This is a genomic window from Rickettsia endosymbiont of Urophora cardui (assembly GCF_964030725.1).
GTDB lineage: Bacteria > Pseudomonadota > Alphaproteobacteria > Rickettsiales > Rickettsiaceae > Rickettsia.
Genome location: NZ_CAXIPY010000004.1, coordinates 567904 through 583454 on the forward strand (window position 1 = coordinate 567904; position 15551 = coordinate 583454).

A 15551-nucleotide genomic window follows, 5' to 3' on the forward strand; every position below is an offset into this window, starting at 1 on the left:
TTTGTAAGCTAAGGTTTGTCTTATTTACCATCAATATTAATTATCTCAAGCATATTTCGGGTTGGAATCTCTTACATATTGTTTTGCTTTTACCTATTCATTATATAAATCACCATTTATTTTACTTATAAGTGCTATGCTACACACTCTTTAGCTACAAACTTTACTCTCTACATAATCATCTCCTGATCTTAGTACAGCAAACACCACTCTTGCCAACTTATTAGCTATGGCAACTGTCGTTTTATTATGGCTACTTCGCTCAGATAAATTAAACATCCATTTCGTAAATTGGCTAAAATCTTTTTTAGATTTCTGTTCTTCCGATGTAAATCTTATCTTGGCATTTAGTACAGCTCTAGCCCCTTGAATTAATAAAGTGCGTAAGTATACATCACCTCGCTTGCTAATTCCCAGCAGCTTATCCTTCCCACCACTTGAATGTTGTCTTGGCACTAATCCTAGCCATGCCGATAATTGCCTGCCATTCTCAAAACTTGTAGCATTACCTATTGATGCTATTAAAGCAGTAGCAGTAATTAAACCAAGACCAGGTATAGCTCTTAATCGTTGATATTGAGTTAGGTTACTTGCTATCATTGTTAATCGTTTTTCTATCTCTTTTATTTTTCTGTTATTATCTAAGAATTCTTCTTTTAGTTCACTAAATGTTTGATAACTTAACTGGCTTAATTTCCCTGCATCTAAAATCTCAATTAATTTTGTGATAACCTTATTAATGCCTTGAGGAACAATAAAACCAAACTCATGTAGTAGCCCCCTAATTTCATTAGCAAGTGCTGTACGATTTTTTACCAATCTCTCTCTTACCCTATGTATTGATAAAATTTCTTGTTGCTCTATAGTTTTAATTGCAACAAATCTCATATTAGGTCTTGTCACGGCTTCACATATCGCTTCAGCATCTGCTTGATCATTTTTATTAGTTTTAACATATGGTTTGACAAATTGCGGTGCCATTAGTTTTACTTCATGCCCTAATTTAGTTATTTCTCTTGCCCAATAACTAGAACCACCACAAGCTTCCATCCCTACTAAACATTGTGGTAAATTAGCCATAAATGTCAAAACCTGATCTCTCATCAATTTTTTCTTTAATACTGTCTTGCCATTTTTATCTACACCATGAATTTGAAAAATTCTTTTTGCAATATCTATACCAATTGTAGTAACCTCCATATGGACCTCCTTAATTGTTGTTTTAATATGTTAAATATTAACCCTAGAAGATTAGCAACTGCTTTTCATTCTCTATATCAGGAGGTCCATACCATTAGTCCACTATCGTCCCTATATATCGCGGCTTTGTTGCATAAATAAGATTTGTAGAGCAAGAGTGGTGATAATCTGGTAAGATGTCCTGAATTAAAAATAATCCAGATTATATGAGATCTCGGAAGAAAGCCCCTTTTAGTAAATCACGCAAGTATTCTAAATATAAAATAACGAATTGGTCAGAATATAATAATTTTTTACGCAATAGGGGTCGCATAGATTTTATGATTGCCAGTGATTTGGCGATTGGCTGGTATGCTGATTACAGAGAGGAAATGAAACGAGGAAGACCTAGACGCTATAGTGATCACGCTATATTACAGTGTTTGAAGATCAGATGCTTATTCGGTCTTAAGTTACGCCAAACCCAAGGCTTTATAAACTGGCTCTTTGAAATATCGGGTTTATCTATTAGATGTCCAGACTATACAACATTAAGTAAGCGTATGAAGTCATTAGATCTTAGGTATTTACATGGAAATCAAGATAAAGAATTTAGTTGTATTTCAATGGATAGTACAGGGATACAAGCCTACACAGGGAACGAATGGCTAGAAAATAAGCATGGTAAGCAATATAAGCGTCGCATATGGAAAAAGCTACATATCGTTATAGAAGATCAAGGTATGATACTTGCCGATAGTACCACAGAGCATACTATAGATGATAGATCACAGATTGGACTACTAATAGCTAATGTCAGAGCCAAGGATTTTCTGGGAGATCGAGGGTATGACGGTGAATCTACATATCAATTGTTGAGAAAGAAGAAGATAAAACCAGTTATTAGACCCCCAAACTCTTCAGTAAAAGTTCAATCGCTTAGGGATAAAACTGAGAGAGATGCAGCTGTTATATATCAACAAAACAAAGGATACCAAGCATGGAGGGTAAAGAATAATTATGGTAGAAGGGAGCGTGTAGAGAACACGTTCTTTCGATTTAAAACTTCTTTTGGTAGTAAGTTTCTATCAAGACATGATCAAAATAGAGTCTTTTGCAATGATTGTGTAAATTTTTGTTGAGCCTATATTAGAAGTAATTAAAAATATAGGTAACAGAAATGCAAATAGAGAAGAATAAAAAAATAAATGAAGCAATAGATTTGCTGATAGAAGGCGGAGTAGATTTAAAAACAGTACTAAGTCAGAATGGATTAATTAAGGAATTAACCAAGGGTATTTTAGAGCGAGCACTGCATGCTGAGATGTCAGAACATTTAGGTTATAGCAAGTATGATAGAGCTGAAACTGAGAATGCGAGGAATGGTAGTTTTAGTAAGAATCTGATTAGTGAGAATGGTACTATAGAGCTAAATGTTCCAAGAGACAGACAAGGTAAATTTGAACCTATAATAGTCTCAAAGAAACAAACAAGAATAGATGGCTTAGACCAAAAGATAATATCCTTATATGCGAAGGGTATGAGTGTGTCTGATATTAAAACACAATTGCAAGAATTATATGGAGCTGAGATCAGTGAGAGCCTAATCAGCAGGATTACAGATGAAGTAATAGATGAGGTCAAGATTTGGCAGAGTAGACCTCTTGAATCAGTATACCCTATAGTATATTTTGACTGTTTAGTAGTGAAAGTAAGACAAGATAAACTTATTATTAATAAATCAGTATATGTAGCTTTAGGAATAGATTTATCTGGCCGAAAGGATATTTTAGGCTTATGGATAAGTGAGAATGAAGGAGCTAAATTTTGGCTTGGTAATTTTACTGAAATGAAGAATCGAGGAGTAAAAGATATCTTAATTGCTTGTAGTGATAATCTAACTGGTATGTCTGATGCTATTGCATCAGTATATCCGAAAACTGAACATCAAATTTGTATTGTCCATCAGATCAGGAATAGCCTCAAATATGTATCATATAAAGATAGAAAGCAATTAGCAGCGGATTTGAAACTAATCTATACTTCTGCTACTGAAAAAGAAGCAGAATTAGCTCTTGAGTCATTTGATCAAAAATGGAGTAAGCAATATCCGCATATAGCTAAATCTTGGTATAATAATTGGGATAATTTGATAATTTTCTTGCAATATCCAAAGGAGATTCGTAAGATTATTTACACTACAAATGCGATAGAATCGCTGAATAGCCAATTGAGAAAAGTTACTAAGAATAAACGCATCTTTCCAAATGATGACGCAGTATTTAAAGTTTTATATCTGACAATTGATTATATTACCAAAAAATGGTCTATGCCTATCCCCAATTGGAATGAAGCTATGGCTCATTTTATGATCAAATTTGATGGTAGAATTTAATGGTTCACGAAATTTACACAATTGATGAGACAGAGCCTCAAAATATGACAAAAGAAATGTCTATTAAATGCCACTTATTAAACAAAATGTTTGAAATTGGTAAACCTATCTCTGTGCCTGTTGGCTAGGCTAGCATTGCGGGGTTAGGGGCAGTATATTCAAAAGCTTATTTATGCAACAAAGCCATGAGGTATGGGAAGAAAATATAAATCTGGCTTAATTAATACTGGAATTTACCCGTAAGAAAATGATAAAATATGGTCATAAACCTTATGGATTTCAGTCAATGCCAATAGACAACATTATCAAATCGCAAGAACAAGGGAAACTGTTTGGTTATAAATTAAAAGAAGAATTAAACCCAAATAATAAGCTATATAAATTAAGAGAATTAATAAATTGGTCTAGGCTCGAAGAGTGGTTATCAAAAAATGTTTGTATTAAGAAATTTGGTAGAAATAGAAAATGTCATAGAGTGATGCTTGGCATAACGATGCTACAAGCAATGTATAATTTTTCAGATTCATTATCAGAGGAAGAGCTAAAAGAGAATATGTATTGGCAGTATTTCTGCGGGTGGGAATATATAGAAAAAGACATAGCTATCTCGGAAACTAGTATACGACGGTTTCGTAGTGTATTAGGTGAAGCTGGATATAATGAGATATTATCGGAGTTGATCAGGGTTGGGATAAAAACTAACACAATTAAAAAAAAAGATTTGGAATTAATCATCGCTGATACGACTGTACAAATTAAGAATATCAAACACCCACACGATGTTTATTTAATGGATAAAGCTAGGCTTAGCATAGTAAAGCTTTGCAACAGTTTGGGTATACATTTGAATGAAACATACGCTAGAACCTATAAACGCGATATAGTAAAGCTATGGAAATATAAAGAACATAGTAAAGCCAAGAAGCGTTGGAAAATAATGAAGCATTTAAAAATATTACTGGGTCGTTTGATTAGAGTATGTGAGCGTGAGATCAAAAATAAGCAATTAAACTTGTCTCTCAAAAATCAAGAAGTATTGCAAAAAATAAAACAAATACATAACCAATCTGTTTTAAAAAGAGAAGCTAAAAAGCAATATAAAGAAGATAACAAAGTATTATATAGTTTTCATGCCCCTGAAGTAGAGTGTATAGGAAAGGGAAAACGCAACAAGCCATATGAGTTTGGCAATAAAGTAGCGGTAGTAGTAAGTGGTCGTAGAAATTTTGTTTTATCCGCAAAATCGTTTCATAATAATCCTTATGATGGTCATACATTGCATCAGAGCTTTGAAGCAGTAGAGAGTGTCACTGGAATCAAGATAAAGAAATCATTTGTTGATCTTGGGTATAGTGGTAGCAATGTAAAGGAGAAGAGTAAGGTATATACCCCAAAAACGCGGAAGAAGTTGTTACAAGAGGACAAGTCTATGATCAAGAGACGCAGTGCCATAGAACCAATCAGGAGTTTCGCACTTAGCAAAGTTGCGAATCAGTTAAAAGCCATCTGATATTGTTTTGAATTGATGTTTTTATATGTAGAAGTTAAGATTTGATCTTACAGACACTATAAATTTTGCCCCTGATTGTCAGTTAAATTTTGACTGTCAGATACATATTCAAGATACAAGATTTCATTATTCTTTTCAACAGCTAATTTCTTACTATCCTTAAAAGTTTGCATAGGAGTTTTTCCATAACAATATTTACCAGAATGAGGTCTTTCATTATTGAAATACTCTAGCCAGATATCAAGATCTAATTGTAGGTCATCAAGAGCTGTATAAATCTTTTTCCGCATAGCTGTATCAAAGAATTCTTGTTTCATGGTTTTATTAAAACGCTCACACATACCGTTTGTTTGAGGAGAATATGCTTTAGTAGTAGTATGCTCTATACCTTCGATACTTAGAAATAATTCAAAAGCATGATGCTCTATATTCCCCTTATATTCTGACCCACGATCTGTCAGAATACGAAGTATTGGTATCCCTTGAGTCTCATACCATGGTAACACTCGGTCATTAAGCATATCAGCAGCAGTTAAAGCTGTTTTATCAGTATATAGTTTAACATCAGCTACTCTGCTGTAGCTATCAATAAATACCTGAGAATAAACCTTACCTATACCCTTAAAGTTGCCTACATAATATGTATCTTGGCATCCTAGATATCCTGGATGCTGTGTCTCAATTTCTCCATGAGCTTCTTTTTCATTACGACGCTTCTCTAGCACTTGTAATTGTGCCTCAGTAAGCACAATACCATCTTGAGCCATTTTTGCTTCTAATGCTTTAAGTCTTTTACTGATGTTGTTTAAATCATTACGTAACCAAATTGATCTTACTCCCCCAGGTGATACAAGTACACCTGTCTTTTTAAGCTCATTTGATACTCTTAGCTGACCATATGCTGGATATTCTATTGCCATATCTAGTACTGCTTTCTCTACAGCAGGATCAACTCTATTCGCTATTATTGGCTTTCTTCGACTAATTTCATACAACGCTTCTTCGCCACCAGTTTCATACAGTTCTTTAAATCTGTAATAACTATCTCTACTATATCCCATCGCTTTACATGCTGATGATATACTACCAAGGCTCTTAGCTAATTCAAGTAAACCTAATTTTGGTTTTATTATTTTTTGATTTAAGTTCATTCTTTATCTCCATTTAATAATTAATTTATTTTACTAAATGTAAGATATAATCTCAACTATTACATTTTATAACTTCCCAAGTTTGTTGATATAAAGTAATGTTTTCATTTATCCTCCTTTTATTCATATCAAGCCAGGCAAATACTGCAAGGCAAATATGATTTCTTTGAGCTCGGCCCGTGCGTGCCTGACAGCGTTCAATACCACAAGTTTGTTTTAATTCTCGATGATAAACCTCTATAGACCAACGTGCCTTAACAATTTTCTCTATTTGCTCACGTGTGGGATTGTCCAAGTTCGTTGTTATGTAATCAATGCGACCATTCTTTGCCACAAACTTAAATACCGTAACCCAACCGTATCCACGTAGGTGAATTTTTAGCCCCTCATCGGGTATCTCTAAACTTTCCAAGCTAACATTATGATTAACTTTTCTATTTTTCCTTAGGGTGGTAACCCATAGCCAGCCTAAATTACGTATATGTTTTAAATTCTTCAACCCGCTATACCAAGCATCCATGACTATGGCATCAGGATTGAGACCTCTTTCTTTAGCTAAAGTAAGCATATCACAAAAATGCTCATTCTTTGTTTTACCATCAGTGTCTTTATCATATATTCTATAATCTACGGGAGTAGATTGAGCAATTTTAGTATTGTAATGTAGTAAGTTTACCATTCCTATACCAGGTATAACATCATGTACAGCTCCAGAATATTGATAACGTACAAGCTCAATCTTCTGACTGTATTGCTTTGATAATAAGGTGTCATCCCCCACTAATAAACACGGTGCTTCCCAATCTATATATTTTGACACTTCCTTATAGATTTCGCTAGGACGAAAATCCTTACTCTTTAACCATCGACTTGCACTATCGTGAGATAGATCTACTGGACTCACTTCAGATAATGCCTTGCTAGTATATCTGACACTACTTGCTTGTAAAAATGATTTATATAAGTCCTTGCTACATTTTGTTCTTGTCATTTTTATCTAAAACTATTTTTCTCTAGATTAACATACTTTTTGCTAAGTGCGAAACTCCTGCCAATAATAGGTCACTTAAAGCAATATGGTCGGATGGGTAGAAACTTCTTGAAAGGTATGATAGGAGATATTATCAATCCAATAATCTCTGCTATTGGTTTGAATTTACGATGCATTGCAAATCATTTACAAATCGTGTCTAACTCCACATAAATCAAAAATATCATCATGCAAAAACTAGATGAACGATAAAAAATCGTTAACAATAGCTCCATATCAAAATTAGACCAACACAGAAATGTATCAGTAAAAATTAACATAACTTATTAATTTTTATTGAAAATCTTAGCAATTTGTTGTCAAAACTCTATCCCATTACAAATGATCAGGATTTGAAGTGTTTTTGGCGGATAGACTACCTATTTTACTAAATGTAAGATATAATCTCAACTATTACATCTAATGTTCGTTCATCAACTTATTTTTCTTCATCTTTCCTCTTAAGTTTATTGCTATTTATTCTAACTTATTGCGGAAACACACTCCTTCATTTTTTTGTCCAATTTTTTCAGTCCATTATATTACCATCTTCATTTATTAGAAAGCATAAAAGCTAGAAATAGTAGTATTTCTAGCTTTTTTTGTTATCATAGTCAATGTTATTCCTGCGTATAGCTTATTTCACTAAGGTCCTTACATGGTGGTAATGTTTAATATGTCATATAATAAGGCATCACACAAATTTAGTGTCAGTATCTTAATGGATTAAGCTATAAGACTCGCTTGCGTGGATGGAGAGTCGTCACATTGCGAGGAAGAGGCGAAGCCTTGACGTGGCAATCTTAGGAGTTCTAATTCATGAGATTGCCACGCTTCCTTTGGTCGCTCGCAATGACGATTTACGAGCCATGCAACACGTTAAAATAACAAACGAATTAAGATTTTAAGATAGCAAGATGCCGAAATTAAAAATATTTTTATTTAAATATCTCTATAGTAAAAGATTTATAGGTATTTTAGTCGCAATAGCTATTATTTTCTCTTATTTCACTTATTACACAATATCTATCGGCACAAAAAATGGTGCAGTTAATGCTAGTAAAGTGATTTGGTTTTTACTAATTGATTTAATAATTTTCTTAATTCTTGGCATATTATTAACTCGCAAATTTTTCCAAAGTTTTTTCTTTAAAAATAGCGATCAAAATACTTCTAAGTTACAAAATCGTATAGTAGTTGCGTTTAGTCTAGCTGCTGCTATTCCCACTATAATCGTTTCAATATCTTCTGCTTATTTTTTAAATCTTAGTATTCAAGCTTGGTTCGATCGAAAAATTTCTGTGGTACTTGATCAATCTATAATGGTTGGTGATTCTTATATTGCTGAACATAAAGTGCTGTTACGAGAGACAGCACTTGCTGTTGCTGAGGATTTAAGTGATATGTATTATGATTTAATTCATAATCCCGCTTTATTTACTACAACATTAAACACCGAAGCAGAAATGAGATCGCTTGATGAAGCAATAGTGTTAAATAAGTCGACTAATACAATAATTGCTAATAGCTATTTAAGTTTTTCTCTATCATTTGCAACTATTCCTGCCCATCTAATTAAAAAGGCAGATTCGTGTGAGCCGGTAGAAGTAAAATCTGATCCAACTAAAATAAGAATGTTGATTAAGTTAAAAGAATATAATGATGTGTATTTACTAGTTGGTAGGTCAATTGATAATAAAATTATTGATCATATAGATGCAACTAATGGAGCGGCAGCAGAGTATCATCGTCTTAAAAACCAGATAGGGAATATACAAATAAAATTCTCAATTATTTTTATCTTTATAGCCTTATTACTTCTTTTAATAGCGATAAGTTTTGGGGTTATAGTTACTGCTAAAATAGTAAACCCAATTAAAAAGCTGGTTATTGCAACCGATAAAGTAAAAAGCGGTGATCTAACAGTGCAAGTCCCAGAGAATGAAGTAGATAAAGACGAAATAGGAACGCTTTATGCTGCATTTAATAGAATGATTAAGCAGCTTTTACGCCAACAAAGGGATTTAGTGATAGCACAACGGGCATTAGCTTGGTCGGATGTAGCAAAAAAAGTAGCACATGAAATTAAAAATCCGTTAACACCTATTTTGCTTGCTTCTGAAAGATTGCTTAAAAAATTTAGCCCTGAAATTAAAGAAAGGGCAGAGTTTGAGAATTATTTAAAAATGATTATTCGCCATACTAATGATATTAAAAATATTGTATCTGAGTTTGTTCTTTTTGCTCGTCTTCCTGCACCTAAATTTACCAATTGTGATTTGATTTATGTAATTAATAATATTGTAGAAGCACGTAAATTACTTAATGATAATATTTCCTATAGTTTTGAAACTAATGTAGATCAATTTAATTTTACGTGTGATACTACTCAAATAAATCAAGTAATGATAAATTTACTTAAAAATGCTGAAGAATCATTAGAGGGAAGTAATCAAGCAGCAATAAAAGTTAATATAAATACGAGTGAGCAATTTATCAATATTACAGTCCTAGATAACGGCAGAGGGTTCCCGCCTGAGCTAATAGGTAAGGCTACTGAAAGCTATGTAACCACTAGAAGTAAAGGTATGGGAGTGGGGCTTGCTATCGTTAAAAGAATAGTCGAAGAACATTGCGGTGTTTTAGATATTGCAAATAGAGAGACAGGTGGAGCTGTGATTGATATTAGATTTAACCTTGAGGAGCTTAAGCTCAAGGTAAAACGTCATGAAATAGGTGTAATTAGTTAGGCTTTCTAAAAACTTTAGAAAGTCCATAATGTAAGGCTCGAAACTAGTGTAAGTGTCAATATAAATATTTCTGCCAATTAGGGGATTTGTTAAATAGATAATTTTATTTACATCAAACATTTAGAGTCTTTTGCAATGATTGTGTAAATTTTTGTTGAGCCTATATTAGAATATAATGGACTAATGGTATGGACCTCCTGATATAGAGAATGAAAAGCAGTTGCTAATCTTCTAGGGTTAATATTTAACATATTAAAACAACAATTAAGGAGGTCCATATGGAGGTTACTACAATTGGTATAGATATTGCAAAAAGAATTTTTCAAATTCATGGTGTAGATAAAAATGGCAAGACAGTATTAAAGAAAAAATTGATGAGAGATCAGGTTTTGACATTTATGGCTAATTTACCACAATGTTTAGTAGGCAGGAGTTTCGCACTTAGCAAAGTTGCGAATCAGTTAAAATGTAATAGTTGAGATTATATCTTACATTTAGTAAAATAAATTAATTATTAAATGGAGATAAAGAATGAACTTAAATCAAAAAATAATAAAACCAAAATTAGGTTTACTTGAATTAGCTAAGAGCCTTGGTAGTATATCATCAGCATGTAAAGCGATGGGATATAGTAGAGATAGTTATTACAGATTTAAAGAACTGTATGAAACTGGTGGCGAAGAAGCGTTGTATGAAATTAGTCGAAGAAAGCCAATAATAGCGAATAGAGTTGATCCTGCTGTAGAGAAAGCAGTACTAGATATGGCAATAGAATATCCAGCATATGGTCAGCTAAGAGTATCAAATGAGCTTAAAAAGACAGGTGTACTTGTATCACCTGGGGGAGTAAGATCAATTTGGTTACGTAATGATTTAAACAACATCAGTAAAAGACTTAAAGCATTAGAAGCAAAAATGGCTCAAGATGGTATTGTGCTTACTGAGGCACAATTACAAGTGCTAGAGAAGCGTCGTAATGAAAAAGAAGCTCATGGAGAAATTGAGACACAGCATCCAGGGTATCTAGGATGCCAAGATACATATTATGTAGGCAACTTTAAGGGTATAGGTAAGGTTTATTCTCAGGTATTTATTGATAGCTACAGCAGAGTAGCTGATGTTAAACTATATACTGATAAAACAGCTTTAACTGCTGCTGATATGCTTAATGACCGAGTGTTACCATGGTATGAGACTCAAGGGATACCAATACTTCGTATTCTGACAGATCGTGGGTCAGAATATAAGGGGAATATAGAGCATCATGCTTTTGAATTATTTCTAAGTATCGAAGGTATAGAGCATACTACTACTAAAGCATATTCTCCTCAAACAAACGGTATGTGTGAGCGTTTTAATAAAACCATGAAACAAGAATTCTTTGATACAGCTATGCGGAAAAAGATTTATACAGCTCTTGATGACCTACAATTAGATCTTGATATCTGGCTAGAGTATTTCAATAATGAAAGACCTCATTCTGGTAAATATTGTTATGGAAAAACTCCTATGCAAACTTTTAAGGATAGTAAGAAATTAGCTGTTGAAAAGAATAATGAAATCTTGTATCTTGAATATGTATCTGACAGTCAAAATTTAACTGACAATCAGGGGCAAAATTTATAGTGTCTGTAAGATCAAATCTTAACTTCTACAGTTAAAAGCCATCTGATATTGTTTTGAATTGATGTTTTTATAACTTCCCAAGTTTGTTGATATAAAGTAATGTTTTCATTTATCCTCCTTTTATTCATATCAAGCCAGGCAAATACTGCAAGGCAAATATGATTTCTTTGAGCTCGGCCCGTGCGTGCCTGACAGCGTTCAATACCACAAGTTTGTTTTAATTCTCGATGATAAACCTCTATAGACCAACGTGCCTTAACAATTTTCTCTATTTGCTCACGTGTGGGATTTTCCAAGTTCGTTGTTATGTAATCAATGCGACCATTCTTTGCCACAAACTTAAATACCGTAACCCAACCGTATCCACGTAGGTGAATTTTTAGCCCCTCATCGGGTATCTCTAAACTTTCCAAGCTAACATTATGATTAACTTTTCTATTTTTCCTTAGGGTGGTAACCCATAGCCAGCCTAAATTACGTATATGTTTTAAATTCTCCAACCCGCTATACCAAGCATCCATGACTATGGCATCAGGATTGAGACCTCTTTCTTTAGCTAAAGTAAGCATATCACAAAAATGCTCATTCTTTGTTTTACCATCAGTGTCTTTATCATATATTCTATAATCTACGGGAGTAGATTGAGCAATTTTAGTATTGTAATGTAGTAAGTTTACCATTCCTATACCAGGTATAACATCATGTACAGCTCCAGAATATTGATAACGTACAAGCTCAATCTTCTGACTGTATTGCTTTGATAATAAGGTGTCATCCCCCACTAATAAACACGGTGCTTCCCAATCTATATATTTTGACACTTCCTTATAGATTTCGCTAGGACGAAAATCCTTACTCTTTAACCATCGACTTGCACTATCGTGAGATAGATCTACTGGACTCACTTCAGATAATGCCTTGCTAGTATATCTGACACTACTTGCTTGTAAAAATGATTTATATAAGTCCTTGCTACATTTTGTTCTTGTCATTTTTATCTAAAACTATTTTTCTCTAGATTAACATACTTTTTGCTAAGTGCGAAACTCCTGAAGATATCTTTTACTCCTCGATTCTTCATTTCAGTAAAATTACCAAGCCAAAATTTAGCTCCTTCATTCTCACTTATCCATAAGCCTAAAATATCCTTTCTGCCAGATAAATCTATTCCTAAAGCTACATATACTGATTTATTAATAATAAGTTTATCTTGTCTTACTTTCACTACTAAACAGTCAAAATATACTATAGGGTATACTGATTCAAGAGGTCTACTCTGCCAAATCTTGACCTCATCTATTACTTCATCTGTAATCCTGCTGATTAGGCTCTCACTGATCTCAGCTCCATATAATTCTTGCAATTGTGTTTTAATATCAGACACACTCATACCCTTCGCATATAAGGGGTAAATTCCAGTATTAATTAAGCCAGATTTATATTTTCTTCCCATACCTCATTGGGTGTTTTATAACCGAGCACTTTTCTTGGTAAATTATTTAAAAAATCCTCAATTTCTTGTAATCAGGAGTTTCGCACTTAGCAAAATTGTGTATTAGTTAGAAGCCATTTAATGTTGTTCTGAATTGATGTTTTTATAACTTCCCAAGTTTGTTGATATAAAGTAATGTTTTCATTTATCCTCCTTTTGTTCATATCAAGCCAGGCCAATACAGCAAGGCAAATATGATTTCTTTGAGCTCGACCCGTGCGTGCCTGACAGCATTCAATACCACAAGTTTGTTTCAATTCTCGATGATAAACTTCTATAGACCAACGCGCCTTAACAATTTTCTCTATTTGCTCACGTGTAGGATTCTCTAAATTAGTTGTTATAGCTAACGCGGAAAGGTTTTTACCATAGTTTTTGTATTTACTCACATATTCACCAGATCTAAATCCTATTAAACATTGCTGGACTAACTTTAAAAACTGTTTACGTAAAATTATTGATCAATGCCTAAGTTGTTCCTAATCTGTGGTAGAAACATTGCCGTGTTAGCTATATGTAATCAATGCGACCATTTTTTGCCACAAACTTAAATACCGTAACCCAACCGTATCCACGTAGGTGAATTTTTAGCCCTTCATCGGGAATCTCTAAAGTTTCCAAGCTAACATTACGATTAACTTTTCTATTTTTTCTTAGGTTGGTAACCCATATCCAACCTAAATTACGTATATGTTTTAAATTATCCAAACCACTATACCAAGCATCCATAACTATAGCATCAGGCTTGATACCTCTTTCTTTAGCTAAAGTAAGCATATCACAAAAATGCTCGTTCTTTGTTTTACCATCAGTTTCTTTATCATATATTCTATAATCTACAGGAGTAGATTGATCAATTTGAGTATTGTAATGCAGTAAGTTTACCATTCCTATACCAGGTATAACATCATGTACAGCCCCAGAATATTGATAATTTACAAGCTCGATCCTCTTACTGTATTGCTTTGACAATAAGGTGTCATCTCCCACTAATAAACAAGGATCTTCCAGATCAATATATTTTGACACTTTGCTATAGATTTCGCTAGGGCGAAAATCCTTACTCTTTAACCATCGACTTGCACTATCGTGCGATAGATCTAATGGACTTACTTCAGATAATGCTTTGCTAGTATATCTTACACTACTTGCTTGTAAGAATGATTTATATAAATCTTTGCTACATTTTGATCTTGTCATTTTTATCTAAAACTATTTTTCTCTAGATTAGCATATTATTTGCTAAGTGCGAAACTCCTGTCTATTTTTTCTTAGGTTGGTAACCCATATCCAACCTAAATTACGTATATGTTTTAAATTATCCAAACCACTATACCAAGCATCCATAACTATAGCATCAGGCTTGATACCTCTTTCTTTAGCTAAAGTAAGCATATCACAAAAATGCTCGTTCTTTGTTTTACCATCAGTTTCTTTATCATATATTCTATAATCTACAGGAGTAGATTGATCAATTTGAGTATTGTAATGCAGTAAGTTTACCATTCCTATACCAGGTATAACATCATGTACAGCCCCAGAATATTGATAATTTACAAGCTCGATCCTCTTACTGTATTGCTTTGACAATAAGGTGTCATCTCCCACTAATAAACAAGGATCTTCCAGATCAATATATTTTGACACTTTGCTATAGATTTCGCTAGGGCGAAAATCCTTACTCTTTAACCATCGACTTGCACTATCGTGCGATAGATCTAATGGACTTACTTCAGATAATGCTTTGCTAGTATATCTTACACTACTTGCTTGTAAGAATGATTTATATAAATCTTTGCTACATTTTGATCTTGTCATTTTTATCTAAAACTATTTTTCTCTAGATTAGCATATTATTTGCTAAGTGCGAAACTCCTGGTAGGGATGGAAGCTTGTGGTGGTTCTAGTTATTGGGCAAGAGAAATAACTAAATTAGGGCATGAAGTAAAACTAATGGCACCGCAATTTGTCAAACCATATGTTAAAACTAATAAAAATGATCAAGCAGATGCTGAAGCGATATGTGAAGCCGTGACAAGACCTAATATGAGATTTGTTGCAATTAAAACTATAGAGCAACAAGAAATTTTATCAATACATAGGGTAAGAGAGAGATTGGTAAAAAATCGTACAGCACTTGCTAATGAAATTAGGGGGCTACTACATGAGTTTGGTTTTATTGTTCCTCAAGGCATTAATAAGGTTATCACAAAATTAATTGAGATTTTAGATGCAGGGAAATTAAGCCAGTTAAGTTATCAAACATTTAGTGAACTAAAAGAAGAATTCTTAGATAATAACAGAAAAATAAAAGAGATAGAAAAACGATTAACAATGATAGCAAGTAACCTAACTCAATATCAACGATTAAGAGCTATACCTGGTCTTGGTTTAATTACTGCTACTGCTTTAATAGGG

At 33.3% G+C, this 15551-nt stretch carries 13 protein-coding genes and 5 pseudogenes; 9 read left to right on the plus strand and 9 right to left on the minus strand.

Translation table 11 applies throughout. The annotated features are described in order from the left end of the window. Window positions 1–150: 150 nt before the first annotated feature. On the minus strand, window positions 151–1200 hold the full coding sequence (locus tag AAHI98_RS06235; RefSeq protein WP_342224642.1) for an IS110 family RNA-guided transposase: 1050 nt from the start codon (window positions 1198–1200) through the stop codon (window positions 151–153). Between the two features lie 206 nt (window positions 1201–1406). On the opposite strand from AAHI98_RS06235, the gene AAHI98_RS06240 reads away from it, so the two are divergent. The 4 genes from AAHI98_RS06240 (at window position 1407) to AAHI98_RS06255 (ending at window position 5084) form a co-directional block, all read left to right on the plus strand. After that, complete coding sequence (locus AAHI98_RS06240) at window positions 1407–2321, plus strand: IS5 family transposase (protein WP_342225346.1); 915 nt, start codon at window positions 1407–1409, stop codon at window positions 2319–2321. A 38-nt stretch (window positions 2322–2359) separates the two neighbouring features. Next, the gene (locus tag AAHI98_RS06245; RefSeq protein WP_342224662.1) at window positions 2360–3574 is read left to right on the plus strand and encodes an IS256 family transposase; all 1215 of its coding nucleotides are present in this window, start codon (window positions 2360–2362) and stop codon (window positions 3572–3574) included. Then, window positions 3574–3702, plus strand: a complete 129-nt coding sequence (locus AAHI98_RS06250; RefSeq protein WP_342224698.1) for a hypothetical protein — start codon at window positions 3574–3576, stop codon at window positions 3700–3702. The genes AAHI98_RS06245 and AAHI98_RS06250 overlap by 1 nt, the downstream gene beginning before the upstream one ends. A 119-nt stretch (window positions 3703–3821) precedes the next feature. Then, a complete protein-coding gene (locus AAHI98_RS06255; protein ID WP_342225347.1) occupies window positions 3822–5084 on the plus strand; it encodes an IS5 family transposase in 1263 nt (420 codons plus the stop codon). A 56-nt stretch (window positions 5085–5140) separates the two neighbouring features. Here the strand turns inward: AAHI98_RS06255 and AAHI98_RS06260 are convergent, their stop codons facing one another. Together AAHI98_RS06260 and AAHI98_RS06265 are read right to left on the minus strand one after the other, a co-directional pair. Then, window positions 5141–6235 carry an IS481 family transposase gene (locus AAHI98_RS06260; RefSeq protein WP_342224693.1) on the minus strand — a complete coding sequence of 365 codons (1095 nt, stop codon included), beginning with the start codon at window positions 6233–6235 and terminating at the stop codon, window positions 5141–5143. 52 nt (window positions 6236–6287) lie between these two features. Continuing rightward, complete coding sequence (locus AAHI98_RS06265; protein WP_342225348.1) at window positions 6288–7226, minus strand: IS701 family transposase; 939 nt, start codon at window positions 7224–7226, stop codon at window positions 6288–6290. Window positions 7227–7265: 39 nt separating this feature from the next. Here AAHI98_RS06265 and AAHI98_RS06270 point away from each other — a divergent pair, with 39 nt between their 5' ends. The 4 genes from AAHI98_RS06270 to AAHI98_RS06285 all read left to right on the plus strand — a co-directional run bounded on the left by AAHI98_RS06270 (window position 7266) and on the right by AAHI98_RS06285 (window position 11641). Further along, the gene (locus AAHI98_RS06270) at window positions 7266–7439 is read left to right on the plus strand and encodes a hypothetical protein (protein ID WP_342225349.1); all 174 of its coding nucleotides are present in this window, start codon (window positions 7266–7268) and stop codon (window positions 7437–7439) included. A 743-nt stretch (window positions 7440–8182) separates the two neighbouring features. After that, complete coding sequence (locus tag AAHI98_RS06275; RefSeq protein WP_342225350.1) at window positions 8183–10015, plus strand: sensor histidine kinase NtrY-like; 1833 nt, start codon at window positions 8183–8185, stop codon at window positions 10013–10015. Between the two features lie 278 nt (window positions 10016–10293). After that, the gene (locus tag AAHI98_RS06280) at window positions 10294–10494 is read left to right on the plus strand and encodes a hypothetical protein (protein WP_410526203.1); all 201 of its coding nucleotides are present in this window, start codon (window positions 10294–10296) and stop codon (window positions 10492–10494) included. 52 nt (window positions 10495–10546) lie between these two features. Then, window positions 10547–11641 carry an IS481 family transposase gene (locus AAHI98_RS06285; RefSeq protein ID WP_342224693.1) on the plus strand — a complete coding sequence of 365 codons (1095 nt, stop codon included), beginning with the start codon at window positions 10547–10549 and terminating at the stop codon, window positions 11639–11641. An 11-nt stretch (window positions 11642–11652) separates the two neighbouring features. Here AAHI98_RS06285 and AAHI98_RS06290 read toward each other — a convergent pair whose 3' ends face one another. The 6 genes and pseudogenes from AAHI98_RS06290 to AAHI98_RS06310 all read right to left on the minus strand — a co-directional run. Next, entirely contained in the window at window positions 11653–12633 is a 981-nt protein-coding gene (locus AAHI98_RS06290; RefSeq protein WP_342225351.1) for an IS701 family transposase, read from the minus strand. 2 nt (window positions 12634–12635) lie between these two features. Then, window positions 12636–13055, minus strand: a pseudogene (locus tag AAHI98_RS06295) (IS256 family transposase); the annotation flags it as partial. Between the two features lie 11 nt (window positions 13056–13066). After that, window positions 13067–13165: pseudogene (locus AAHI98_RS18555) on the minus strand (IS30 family transposase); the annotation flags it as partial. A gap of 15 nt (window positions 13166–13180) precedes the next feature. Further along, window positions 13181–13591, minus strand: a complete 411-nt coding sequence (locus tag AAHI98_RS06300) for a transposase (RefSeq protein WP_458693694.1) — start codon at window positions 13589–13591, stop codon at window positions 13181–13183. Window positions 13592–13649: 58 nt separating this feature from the next. Then, window positions 13650–14333, minus strand: a pseudogene (locus AAHI98_RS06305) (IS701 family transposase); the annotation flags it as partial. A gap of 57 nt (window positions 14334–14390) precedes the next feature. Further along, window positions 14391–14951: pseudogene (locus tag AAHI98_RS06310) on the minus strand (transposase); the annotation flags it as partial. A gap of 57 nt (window positions 14952–15008) precedes the next feature. On the opposite strand from AAHI98_RS06310, the pseudogene AAHI98_RS06315 reads away from it, so the two are divergent. Next, window positions 15009–15548: pseudogene (locus tag AAHI98_RS06315) on the plus strand (IS110 family RNA-guided transposase); the annotation flags it as partial. Window positions 15549–15551 lie beyond the last annotated feature (3 nt).

What these genes read in the sequence shown, in the direction of transcription:
- AAHI98_RS06260 (WP_342224693.1), bottom strand. Translation starts at nt 6,235, where the DNA reads ATGAACTTAAATCAAAAAATAATAAAACCAAAATTAGGTTTACTTGAA.
- AAHI98_RS06290 (WP_342225351.1), bottom strand. Translation starts at nt 12,633, where the DNA reads ATGACAAGAACAAAATGTAGCAAGGACTTATATAAATCATTTTTACAA.
- AAHI98_RS06235 (WP_342224642.1), bottom strand. Translation starts at nt 1,200, where the DNA reads ATGGAGGTTACTACAATTGGTATAGATATTGCAAAAAGAATTTTTCAA.
- AAHI98_RS06245 (WP_342224662.1), top strand. Translation starts at nt 2,360, where the DNA reads ATGCAAATAGAGAAGAATAAAAAAATAAATGAAGCAATAGATTTGCTG.
- AAHI98_RS06255 (WP_342225347.1), top strand. Translation starts at nt 3,822, where the DNA reads ATGATAAAATATGGTCATAAACCTTATGGATTTCAGTCAATGCCAATA.
- AAHI98_RS06265 (WP_342225348.1), bottom strand. Translation starts at nt 7,226, where the DNA reads ATGACAAGAACAAAATGTAGCAAGGACTTATATAAATCATTTTTACAA.
- AAHI98_RS06280 (WP_410526203.1), top strand. Translation starts at nt 10,294, where the DNA reads ATGGAGGTTACTACAATTGGTATAGATATTGCAAAAAGAATTTTTCAA.
- AAHI98_RS06285 (WP_342224693.1), top strand. Translation starts at nt 10,547, where the DNA reads ATGAACTTAAATCAAAAAATAATAAAACCAAAATTAGGTTTACTTGAA.
- AAHI98_RS06250 (WP_342224698.1), top strand. Translation starts at nt 3,574, where the DNA reads ATGGTTCACGAAATTTACACAATTGATGAGACAGAGCCTCAAAATATG.
- AAHI98_RS06240 (WP_342225346.1), top strand. Translation starts at nt 1,407, where the DNA reads ATGAGATCTCGGAAGAAAGCCCCTTTTAGTAAATCACGCAAGTATTCT.
- AAHI98_RS06275 (WP_342225350.1), top strand. Translation starts at nt 8,183, where the DNA reads ATGCCGAAATTAAAAATATTTTTATTTAAATATCTCTATAGTAAAAGA.